This is a genomic window from Streptomyces coffeae, assembly GCF_016741875.1.
Taxonomy (GTDB): Bacteria; Actinomycetota; Actinomycetes; order Streptomycetales; family Streptomycetaceae; genus Streptomyces; species Streptomyces coffeae.
Window position 1 is genome coordinate 140,303 of record NZ_JAERRF010000022.1, and the last position, 10,438, is coordinate 150,740.

The following is a 10,438-nucleotide window of genomic DNA, read 5'->3' on the forward strand; positions in this document are numbered from 1 at the left end:
GAAGGGCTTCTCACTCATTCGTCCAGGGTGTCCGGTCGAACTGTTGGCCGAACCGGGGGAGGTGCCGTGCGAGCGGCCGTACGCGCGGGGATAGCAGGCCACGCCGTCATGCTCACCGTCCTTGTCACCGGGTGCGGCAGTACGGAGGCGCCGCCTGATCCGGGGCGTCCGGCCGCGACGGGGGACCCGTCGGGCGCCCCCTCCACGGCGCCCGGCGTCGACGGCGAGGCCGACCCGAAACGGGTTTTCACCGAAACCGAGCTGAAGGCTGCACTCCTGCCCGCCGGGGCGTTGGGCAGGCACGCGAAGGTCACCGGGACGTACCTGGGGCTCTTCGGCCGGTACGGGGGAGGCGACTGGACCCAGTGCGAGCCCGGGGACGACCTGCGCGTGGAGATGAGGGACTTCGAGGGGGCCAGCGTCCAGCAGACCGTGCACCTTGCACGCGCCGCGGAGAACGGCCGGATCGTCACCGTCCAGCTGGTGTCGATGTCCGCCGGGCGCACCGAGCGCTATCTGGAGATCCGGCGCCGGCTCCACGAAGCCTGTCCGGACGTCACCTTCGACACGGAGGCCGCCCCCATCCAGGAGCACCACGAGGCCCAGGAGGTCGCCGCCCTCGGCGACGAGGCGCTGCTGGAGATCTCGCGGCAAACCGGCGGTGACGAGTACGACGGCACTCCGTCCTACGCCGTCGATGTCCGCGTCGGAGGCGTGCTCGCCATCGTGACGTCCGGCGGTGACAAGGAAACCGGCATCTCGTTCGCCGCGCGGACCGCCCAGCGGATCCGCGCCGAGTTGTACGCGGCAGGCGGGACTTCGGACTAAGGGGTCGCGCAGGCGCGGTGGTGGCACTTCGGCCGCAGCACAGGCACAGGTCCTGGCGATCATGGAGTTGCGACGCCCTGTGATCACTGGGGAGACCTGTGCCTGTGCTGCCATCATGACTGAACCACAGACGGCGGCGGAGCCGCGCGGGGTGATGACGCGGGTGGCGTACACGCCCAGGACCCGGGCGAGTTCCGGCGGCGGCAGCTCGGCACGGGTGTGCCAGCGCGTCCAGGACAGGATCGCCGGCTGCACGCACTGGCGCTTCCCGCGCTGGGTCAGCTGCCGATTCGCCTGTCCCATCTGCCTGACGAATGGCGACGGCGCGCCGTCGCCCGAACCCTGCCGGAAGCCCTGGACATCACCTCGCTGCGGCACTCTGGCATCTATCGCGCGACGGCCAGGATGAGAGACGCGGTGGCCAGCCCCAAAAAGCCGCCAGGAAACATGATGTTGTGGTACACACGCGCACGCGTGTGTGCAGCGATGGCACCGACGAAGAACAGGACGAGCCCCGTCGCGGCGGCGACGCCGATGAACCGGACACCCAGGAGCCCGAGCAGGAGCCCGACGGCTCCAGCGGCCTTGAGCGCGGCGAGCCACGGAAGCCAGGACTGCGGGAGACTCACCTCGGCCGAGTTGGCGAGGACGAACTTGGCCCTCGAGAGGTCCGCGACGGCGATCCCGGCGTTGGCCACGATCGTGATGACGGTGATGATCACGTAGGTGATGAACATGCGCCTCTCCTCTCAGCTGAGCACATGGCGAGCGTGGGCGAGCCACTTGCCCGATCGCTACGACAAGCCTCACCGAGCCCGAGCTTGGCGTCCAATACCTGCATCTATAACCTGAAGGCATGGATGTCGACACCCGGCTGCTGCGCTGCTTCGTCGCCGTGGCGGACGAGGGGAGCCTGACCCGCGCCGCGGAACGGCTGTTCGTCTCCCAGCCGGCGCTGACCAAGCAGATCAAGCAGCTGGAGACCCGGCTCGGAGTGCCGCTGTTCACACGGTCCCGGACCGGCATGGCCCTCACCGAACCGGGCCGGGCCTTGGCGGAGCGAACGCCCGCCCTGCTGGCCGCGTGGGACCGGATCCTGTGGGAGACGAAGAGCACGGCCAGCCGCGCAGCCCGCGTGCTGCGAGTCGGCTTCCTGGCCAGCGCCGCCAACGAGGCGACCCAGCACATCATCGCGGAGTTCGCCCGCTGCCGGCCGGGCTGGCGGGCCGACATGCGGCAGGCCGCCTGGTCGAACCCGTCCGCCGGACTCGCCGCCGGAGACGTCGATGTCGCCTTGGTACGGCTGCCTTTCCCCGGCCAGGATGCCCTGCGCGTGGCGGTGCTGTTCACCGAGCCCCGCTGCGTCGCACTCCCCACGGCACACCCCCTGGCCGCACGCGACGTGATCCCCTTCCGGGACCTGTGTGACGAGCCGTTCGTGGCAGCCCCGCCCGAATCGGGCCGATGGCGGGACTACTGGCTGGCCACCGACGAACGCGACGGCCACGCAGTCCGCATCGGCGCCGTCACCGACCAGCCCGACGACTGGCTCAGCGCGATCGCCAACGGCTACGGCATCGCCCTCGCCCCCGAATCCGCCGCCCGCTTCTACGCCCGCCCCGGCGTCACCTACCGTCCCGTCATCGGCGTCAGCCCCAGTCAGGTCGGCGTCGCCTGGGCCCCCGCCGACGACTCCAACCCCGTCGTTCAAGAATTCGTCCGCTGCTGCCTGGACAGCAGACCCCGGCAAGACGAGACCACCACCTGACCACACGCCCGGTGCCGACTGCACAACAGGCGTTGATGACCCTGGTGCGGCGTTCGTAGCAACGTGCAAGCCGGTGGAAGGCGTTCTGCCAGGCGAGGCCGACGATGCGATCGTACGCGTCCAAGGCGATGTGCCGGAGCCGGGCGAAGATGCCCAGTCGGATCCACTCGTCACGGCGGTTGGGGATCGTGGTGGCCGAGCAGGTGGTGTCCGCTATGGCTTCGTAGGAGCAGCCGAACCGCAGGAGCTGGAGCAGCTTGTCGAAGATGATCCAGTCGCCCCGATTATCACAGAGCGTAGCAACTCCAGGATCGCCAGGCCATGCGCCTGTTCTATTCCCGGGATGTTCCATCGCGCCTATCTGCGCAAGCTCTAACTCGTCCAGGGCTACTGAGTCCTGGTGGGCACTCACCCGATAGAGGGAGGGGGATCGTTCAAGCGGGCGAGGCTGGGCTGCCGGCTCAGATGTGATATTCGGGGCATGACCGTTGATGTGCGGGTGACGAAGACGCCTTGGCGCACGTGGTGGCCGCGCTGGGTGAGCTGGGCGGCGATGTTCTGGGCTGTGGCGTACGCCGCGTTCGGCTTGACGTGTGCGCTGAGTGGAACTCCGTTGTTCCGCCATGGCGACGACCCAGGGCCTTCCGCACTGGGGTGGGCCGTCGTGGCGGTGGGGGCACTGGCAGCGATGTCCTGCGGGGCGGTGGTGCGCTACGGGCTGCGGCCGGCACTGCGGGCACTGCTCTGGGCGGTGGGCGGGCTGGCCGCACTCGCTGCCTTCAGCCTGCTCATGGACGTGGTCACGCTGATGTTCGGCCAGGGAGTGGACAGTTGGGCCTCGGCGACGAACCACGTGCTTGCGGCGGCCGGGGCGCTTCTGCTCGCGGCCACCGCCCGCGCCGATCGCCCTCTGCCCGTCGCGGCCCCCGTCCCGGCACTCTCCGTCGTTCCCCGGCCGGTCCGGCTCGCCGCCTGCGCCGGCACGATGGCCTTTCTCCCTTACGTGGTGATGAAGTTGATCTGGGCGTCCGGCGGCACCTTCGCCGGCGTATCCGGCGAGGAGATGCGCGCGATCTCTGAACGCAACGGCGCCTCCGGGATCTGGCTCACCCTGGAGTCCTGGGGACTGGACGCCACCACACTGCCGGCCGCACTCGGGGTCTTCCTCCTCTGGGGCCTGGTCCGGCCCTGGGGCCAGGTCTTTCCGCGCTGGACACCGGTCCTGCACGGCCGTCGCGTCCCGCGCTGGCTCCCTCTGACCCCGGCCCTGATCGGTGCCGCCACCCTCGCGCCGTACGGGGTGTTCGGCCTCGGCTACGCGGCCCTGGCCACGGCAGGCGCGGTGACGATCCCACGCGGCGACTTCCACACCCCGGACGACGCACTCCTGGTCACCTGGATCGGCATGACCGCGTTCGCCGTGTTCGGGCTCGCACTGACCATCGCTGCCCGCTCGTACTGGATGCGGACCACCGCATGACAGCAGCGTCTACGACAAGGCGAGTTCAACCTGAGATGGGTGAATGAGTAACTGGGCCACCGCGGGCGTACTGGAAGGCGAACAGCCACACCGCCCGAGCCGGAGGTATCCCACCCGTGGCCATCACCAAGGCAGCCCCGCCCAAGGAGGCCCCGGACAAGGGGGAGCGGCGCGAGGCGGACGGGGCGCGGGGGCGGCAGGCGGCGTCCCCGCTCGTACTGACCATGCTGCTGCTTCTGGTGGTCGTGGCGCAGGGGCCGATCCGGCGGGGGCTTGCCGCGCCCGCGATGGAGAGCTGGATGACCGTGTTCGTCGCGGTGGTGGTCCAGGCGCTGCCGTTCCTGGTGCTCGGGGTGCTGCTGTCGGCGGCCATCGCGGTGTTCGTCCCGCCGTCGTTCTTCGCCCGCGCGCTCCCGAAGCGGCCCGCGCTGGCGGTGCCCGCCGCCGGAGTGGCCGGGGCGGTGCTGCCCGGGTGCGAGTGCGCCTCGGTGCCGGTGGCGGGGGCGCTGGTGCGGCGGGGGGTCACCCCGGCCGCCGCGCTGGCGTTTCTGCTGTCCGCTCCGGCGATCAACCCGATCGTGCTGACCGCCACCGCCGTCGCGTTTCCCCGTGAACCCCGTATGGTGCTCGCCCGGTTCGTGGCGAGTCTGCTCGTGGCGTGTGCGATGGGCTGGCTGTGGCACCGGCTGGGGCGGACCGACTGGCTGCGGCCACCGGCCCGTCCGTCGGCCGAGGGGCTCGGCAAGGGCGCGGCGTTCTGGGCGTCGGTACGCCATGACGTGATGCACGCCGGTGGTTTCCTCGTCGTGGGCGCGATGGTCGCGGCCACCCTCAAGGCCATGGTCCCGGCGGCCTGGCTGCGCGCCGCGGCCGACGGACCCGTGATGTCGGTGCTGGTACTGGCCGTCCTCGCGGTGCTGTTGTCGATCTGCTCCGAGGCCGACGCGTTCGTGGCCGCGTCGCTGTCGCAGTTCTCGCTCACCGCCCGGCTGGCGTTCCTGGTCGTGGGGCCGATGATCGATCTGAAGCTGTTCGCCATGCAGACCGCCACCTTCGGCCGCGGATTCGCGCTGCGGTTCGCGCCCGCCACCTTCGCGCTGGCCGTCGTGGTGGCGGCCCTGACCGGGGCGGTGCTGCTGTGAACCGGCAGGCACAGGCGGCCGTGCTGTTCCTCACCGGTGTGGCGCTGCTGCGGGCCGGTGTCACCGATCTGTATCTGCGCTACGTCAAGGCCGGGCTGCGGCCGTTGCTGCTGGCGGCCGGGGTCGTGCTGATCGCCGCCGCCATCGCCACCGTCTGGTACGAACTGCGGCGGCCACGGGTGTCGGCGGAGCCGCACGTGTCCGCGGAGCCGCGGGACACCGGGAGGGCCCAGGCGGCCACGGCGGTCCAAGAAGCCGAGCTCGTCCGCGAGGTGGCGGAGCCTCGCGAGGCGAAGGCGGCCCGCGAGACCGGCGCGGCTCGCGACGACGGTGCGACCGGCGAGGGCGGGCCGCCGCACTCCCACACGCACCGCGAACCCCGTGTCTCCTGGTTGCTCGTCCTGCCCCTCGTCGCCCTCATCCTCGTCGCCCCGCCCGCGCTCGGCTCGTACACCGCCATGCGCAGCGGTACCGCCCTGCAACCGTCCTGGGGCTATCCCGACCTCCCCACCCGCGGCACCGGCGGCTCCGTCCGGCTCGGCCTCGCCGACTACGGCGGTCGCGCGGCCTACGACCACGGGCGCTCCCTCGGCCACCGCCGGATCACCATGACCGGCTTCATCGCGCTCGACCGGGGTGGCGCACCGTATCTCGTCCGTATGGTCCTCAGCTGCTGCGCGGCCGACGCCCAGCCCGTCAAGATCGGGCTGACCGGGCGGATCCCGCCCGTACTGCAACCGGACTCCTGGGTCGAGATCACCGGCAGCTACACCGCGCGGCGGGCCAAGGACCCGGTCAACGGGGGTGTCATCCCGTATCTGAAGGTGAACCGGGTGCGGCCGGTGCCGGTCCCGCACGATCCGTACGAGAGCTGGGGCGGCTGAGCACGAGCACGTGTCTCCGGCCCGGCGCGGCCGGTGGCCTTGTGCGACGCTGGAAGCCGGTCCGCGCGTGCGGTGTGCGGCGGGTACACGAAGTGAGGCTTACGGCGTGCACAAGCCCCGATGGAAGACCGTGGGGGGAGCCCTGCTGCGGGTGACGGCGGTATGGGCGGTGTCCACGCTGACGATGCTGGCGCTGGCCGCGGTGCTGCCGGACTTCCGCCTCCAGTCCGGCGACGGTGACAGCACCACCCGGATCGCCATCACGGCCGCGAGCGGGGCGGGCGCGTTCGGTGTGCTGAGCGCGCTGGTGTGGCCGCTGCTGGTGCGGGCGTTGCTGCTGATGCCCGCGCTGGTGCTGGGCCTGCTGGTGTTCGTGCTGAACGGCTCGATGCTGCTGCTCGCGCTGAGTCTGATCCCCGACGGACGTGGTGCGGTGGAGCCGGAGACCGCGATGGTGGTGGCGGCCGTGATGTCGGCCGCGTCCTCGGCCACCAGCACATTTCTGACGGTGCGGGACGACGGTGCCTACCGGCGGCGGCTGGCGCGGCTCGCGGACCGAAGACGGCGCCGGCTCGGTGAGGACGGCGGCCGGGCGCTGCCGCCGGGGACGGTCTTCCTCCAGCTCGACGGGGTGGGCCACGCCGTGCTGCGGGAGGCCCTGCGCGCGCGGGACGGCAAACCGCCGGTGATGCCCACGGTCGCCGGGTGGGTGGGGGACAGCCACCGGGTGATGCCCTGGCGCACCGACTGGTCCAGCCAGACCGGCGCCAGCCAGCTCGGCATTCTGCACGGGTCCAACGAGGACGTGCCCGCCTTCCGCTGGTACGAGAAGGAGACCGGGGAGGTGAGGGTGAGCAACCGGCCGACCAGCGCGGCCGAGTTGCAGCGCAGAGCGGCGGCCAGGGCGGGGCACGAGGGACTGCTGACGGTGGACGGCGCCAGCCGGGGAAACCTCTTCACCGGGGGCGCGGACCAGCTCGCCCTGGTGCTGTCGGTGGCGGCCCGGCGCGGTAAGCACAACCGCTCCCGGTCCGGCTACTTCGCGTACTTCTCCGACCCGGCCAACGCCACCCGTACCGCCGTGTCCTTCCTCGCCGAGGTCGTCCGCGAGCTCGCCCAGTCCACCCGGGCCAAGCTGCGCCGGGAGCGGCCGCGGGTGAAGCGCGGCGGGACCTACCCCTTCATCCGGGCGTTCGCCACGGTCGTGGAGCGGGATGTGGTGGTGGCGGCGGTGATCGGGGACATCCTCTCCGGGCGCTCCGCCGTCTATGCCGATCTGGTGGCGTACGACGAAGTGGCGCACCACTCCGGGCCGCGCAGCCGGGACGCCCGGCAGGTGCTGGCCCGGCTCGACCGGTCGATCGCGCTGATCGCCAAGGTGGCCGAGCGGGCGCCGCGCGCGTACCGGATCGTGCTGCTGTCGGACCACGGGCAGAGCCCCGGCGCCACCTTCGCGGGGGCGTACGGGCTCACACTGGAGGACCTGGTGCGGGCCGGCTGCGGACTGCCGGTGTCCCGGCGGGCCGGGCGGACCGAGAGCGGTGCGGAGGCGCGCGGTGCGGAGGCACGCGAGGCGGCGCGGGCGGCGCTGCGGCGGCCCGAGAAGGACGGGGAGCGGCGGGGGACGGTCGGCCAGCGGACGTCCGAGCCGGTGGTGCTCGCCTCCGGCAACCTGGGGCTGGTGTCCTTCCCCGACGTCCCCGGCCGGATGACCCGCGAGCGGATCGACGCCCGCCACCCGGCGCTGCTGCGGACGCTCGCCGACCACCCCGGGGTGGGGTTCCTGCTGGTGATGTCCGAGGAACACGGGGCGGTGGTGCTGGGGCGCGACGGTGCGGAACACCATCTGGACAGCGGGCGGACCCTCGGGACCAGCCCGCTGACGCGTTTCGGGCCCGGGGCGGTGGCGGCCGTACGGCGCACCGCGCACTTCTCCAACACCCCCGACATCATGGTCAATTCCGCGTACGACGCGACGACCGGTGCGGTGCACGCCTTCGAGGGCCAGATCGGCTCGCACGGCGGGCTCGGCGGGGAACAGGGCCATCCGTTCCTGCTGTGGCCCGGGGAGCTGAGCCCGCCGGTGGGGGACGGGGACGAACTGGTGGGGGCCGAGCGGGTGCACACCGTGCTGCGGCGCTGGCTGGTGGAGGCGAACGGTCCGCAGATCCCGCAGATCCCGGAAGTTCCGGAGACAACGGTGGGGGCGGCGGAGAAATCACGGTTGAACGGCGCCACGGCCGCATCATTTCCTGTGGTCAGCCGGGTGGCGCCGAACAAAACCCGGTGATTTGGTGCGCCGTACATCGTCCATGACGATATTCACATGCCCGACCAGCACCACCACCGCCGCTTCGGCCTGCCCACGGCGACCGCTCTCGTCATGGGGAACATCATCGGCGGCGGCATCTTTCTGCTGCCCGCCTCCGTCGCCCCGTTCGGCACCCTCAGCCTGCTCGCCTTTGTCGTCCTGACGGTCGGTGCCATCGCGCTCGCGCTGGTCTTCGGACGGCTGACCGAGCGCGATCCGCGCACCGGCGGGCCGTATGTGCACGCCCGCGCGGCGTTCGGCGACTTCGCGGGCTTTCTGTCGGCCTGGTCGTACTGGACGATGACCTGGGTCAGCAACGCGGCGCTCGCGGTGGCGGCGGTCGGCTATGTGCATGTCCTGGCGCCGGGCCACGACAGCAAGGGCGTGAACCTCGGGATCGCGCTGCTGGCGCTGTGGCTTCCGGCGCTGGCCAACCTGGCGGGGAGCCGCTGGGTGGGCGCGGTGCAGATCGTCTCCACGGTGCTCAAGTTCGTTCCGCTGTTCTTCGTCGCCGTCGTCGGGCTGTTCTTCTTCGACCCGGACAACCTCGGCGCGTTCAACGAGACCGGCAGCGGCGCGGTCGGCGGACTGTCGGCGGCGGCCGCGATCCTGCTCTACAGCTATGTGGGCGTGGAGTCGGCGTCGATGAGCGCGGGCGAGGTCCGCGACCCGGAGCGCAATGTGGGGCGGGCCAGCGTGCTGGGCACGATCGGCGCGGCCGTGGTCTATCTGCTCGGCACGGTGGCGGTGTTCGGCACTGTCGCCCATGACGACCTGGTGAACTCCACCGCCCCCTTCTCCGACGCGGTGAACGCGATGTTCGGCGGCGCGTGGGGCGGCACGCTGATCGCGGCGGCCGCGGTCGTCTCGATCGTCGGCGCGCTCAACGGCTGGATCCTGATGAGCGCGCAGGCGCCGTACGCGGCGGCCCGGGACGGCCTCTTCCCGGCGGCCTTCGGCGCCAAGCGGCGTGGGGTGCCGACCTTCGGGGTGTTCGTGGGCGTGGTGCTGGCCACGCTGCTGACCGTAGTCAACTACGCCTCCGGCTCGGGCGGTCTCTTCGAGATCCTCGTCCTGATCACCACGTTCTCGGCCACGGTCCCGTATCTGCTGGCGGCCTCCGCCCAGCTGTACTTCCTGCTGTCGGGGCGTCGCGAGGAGGTGCGGACGGGGCGCTTCGTCTGGGACATGACCCTGGCGCTGGCAGCCTTCGGCTTCTCGTTCTGGCTGGTCGCGGGCGCCGGGTACGCGGCGGTGTACCAGGGTGTGCTGTTCCTGTTCGCGGGTGTGCTGGTCTACGTCTGGATGGCGGCGCGCGGCCGGCGCGAGGCCGCCGGGGCGCCCGGCGCCCCGGCGCGGCCCGACGTCGCGGCGACCCCCGAGGCCGACCCGGTCGCCGCCGACCCGGTCGGCTGACCTCGCGCGGGCCGGGCCGGTCGGCCGCGCACTCCGGGCGGGGCGCTCGCGTGCCGACCGCGGCATGGCCAAGACCTTCGCTCACCTCTACGCCAGCGACTACCAACACGCTGAGGCTGGTTGAAGTGGAATGGCTACTGCTGGATCCCCGACGACCACGACACCGTCGTCCGAGCCGCCGGCGACATGGCCGAGTCAACCACCGGCCCGAGGTCAACACCGACGGCTTCGCCTTCTGGCGCCGCATCCGGCTCGTCCCCTTCGAACGCGTCGTGCCCGACGCCCGCAAGGTCGACATCCTCGTCACCGAGGAAGGCACCGGAATCCTGACCTGGCTCGGTCAATGGCGCCCACCCCTACCTTGGCGGCGAGAAGGACCTCACCGGACCCGAGCGCGTATGCGTGGCCACCACGGGCCTACGCGGAAACTGAGGACCACCCCGCACGACCGCGACCAGCAGCCCGAAGGGCTGTATCGGGACCGACGGGCCCGCTCCTCGGGGGTAGAGCCAGTGCGTGCGTGAATCCGCGTACGGCTCGCACACCGTGACCGAGGCGGGGACGATCCATCGCGATCACTGCGGGCCCGGTGTCCATTGAGGTGGGGCT

8 protein-coding genes and 3 pseudogenes are annotated in these 10,438 nt (G+C 71.6%); 8 read left to right on the forward strand and 3 right to left on the reverse strand.

Annotated elements, in window-relative coordinates:
* Positions 1 to 66 precede the first annotated feature (66 nt).
* The gene (locus JK363_RS30225) at positions 67 to 828 is read left to right on the forward strand and encodes a hypothetical protein (protein ID WP_201879776.1); all 762 of its coding nucleotides are present in this window, start codon (positions 67 to 69) and stop codon (positions 826 to 828) included.
* A 150-nt stretch (positions 829 to 978) separates the two neighbouring features.
* Here the strand turns inward: JK363_RS30225 and JK363_RS45180 are convergent.
* Positions 979 to 1,131, reverse strand: a pseudogene (locus JK363_RS45180) (DUF8841 domain-containing protein); the annotation flags it as partial.
* A gap of 83 nt (positions 1,132 to 1,214) precedes the next feature.
* A complete protein-coding gene (locus tag JK363_RS30230; RefSeq protein ID WP_201879779.1) occupies positions 1,215 to 1,565 on the reverse strand; it encodes a DoxX family protein in 351 nt (116 codons plus the stop codon).
* Positions 1,566 to 1,684: 119 nt separating this feature from the next.
* Between JK363_RS30230 and JK363_RS30235 the strand changes: the two genes are divergently transcribed.
* The gene (locus tag JK363_RS30235; RefSeq protein WP_201879781.1) at positions 1,685 to 2,596 is read left to right on the forward strand and encodes a LysR family transcriptional regulator; all 912 of its coding nucleotides are present in this window, start codon (positions 1,685 to 1,687) and stop codon (positions 2,594 to 2,596) included.
* 94 nt (positions 2,597 to 2,690) lie between these two features.
* Here JK363_RS30235 and JK363_RS30240 read toward each other — a convergent pair.
* Positions 2,691 to 2,873: pseudogene (locus JK363_RS30240) on the reverse strand (IS5/IS1182 family transposase); the annotation flags it as partial.
* A gap of 204 nt (positions 2,874 to 3,077) precedes the next feature.
* Here JK363_RS30240 and JK363_RS42920 point away from each other — a divergent pair.
* The 6 genes and pseudogenes from JK363_RS42920 to JK363_RS42925 form a co-directional block, all read left to right on the forward strand.
* Positions 3,078 to 4,076, forward strand: a complete 999-nt coding sequence (locus tag JK363_RS42920; protein ID WP_236076212.1) for a hypothetical protein — start codon at positions 3,078 to 3,080, stop codon at positions 4,074 to 4,076.
* Between the two features lie 116 nt (positions 4,077 to 4,192).
* Entirely contained in the window at positions 4,193 to 5,218 is a 1,026-nt protein-coding gene (locus tag JK363_RS30250; RefSeq protein ID WP_307821916.1) for a permease, read from the forward strand.
* Entirely contained in the window at positions 5,215 to 6,102 is an 888-nt protein-coding gene (locus tag JK363_RS30255) for a TIGR03943 family putative permease subunit (protein ID WP_201879784.1), read from the forward strand. The genes JK363_RS30250 and JK363_RS30255 overlap by 4 nt, the downstream gene beginning before the upstream one ends.
* Positions 6,103 to 6,208: 106 nt before the next feature.
* Complete coding sequence (locus JK363_RS30260; RefSeq protein ID WP_307821917.1) at positions 6,209 to 8,392, forward strand: phage holin family protein; 2,184 nt, start codon at positions 6,209 to 6,211, stop codon at positions 8,390 to 8,392.
* A 36-nt stretch (positions 8,393 to 8,428) separates the two neighbouring features.
* Positions 8,429 to 9,829: an amino acid permease gene (locus JK363_RS30265; protein WP_201879787.1), complete on the forward strand. Its 1,401-nt coding sequence runs from the start codon at positions 8,429 to 8,431 to the stop codon at positions 9,827 to 9,829.
* Positions 9,830 to 10,026: 197 nt separating this feature from the next.
* Positions 10,027 to 10,277 (forward strand): annotated as a pseudogene (locus JK363_RS42925) (DNA primase); the annotation flags it as partial.
* Positions 10,278 to 10,438 lie beyond the last annotated feature (161 nt).